The sequence below is a fragment of the Adlercreutzia equolifaciens genome (assembly GCF_029076695.1).
Lineage (GTDB): Bacteria > Actinomycetota > Coriobacteriia > Coriobacteriales > Eggerthellaceae > Adlercreutzia > Adlercreutzia equolifaciens_A.
The window spans coordinates 1-287 of the sequence record NZ_JARFIK010000646.1 but is presented as its reverse complement, the minus strand read 5'-3'; the positions used below and the strand labels follow the sequence as shown (position 1 = coordinate 287).

At 59.6% G+C, this 287-nt stretch carries 1 pseudogene; it reads left to right on the top strand.

The features are described from left to right. Nucleotides 1-287, top strand: a pseudogene (locus tag PZH32_RS13960) (molybdopterin-dependent oxidoreductase); the annotation flags it as partial.

Here is a 287-nt window from a genome sequence, read left to right as displayed (position 1 = left end):
GCGAACGATCGCTACGATGTAAAGAACGCCGAGTGGATTGTATTCCAGGGATGCAACCCCGCCTGGGCTTCCGGCGGCTCTTCCTGCTACAACTTCCTGCATGCCAAGGCAGCGGGAACGCAGTTCGTTATGATTGCCCCCAGCTGCAACGCCACCGCCCAGCTGCTCAATGCCCGCTGGATTCCCGTGCGTTCCGGCACCGATACGGCTTTCATGCTGGCCGTTGCCTACGAAATGCTCAAGATTGACGAAGAGCGCGGCGACGTGAGCGATTGGGACGTCCTGAA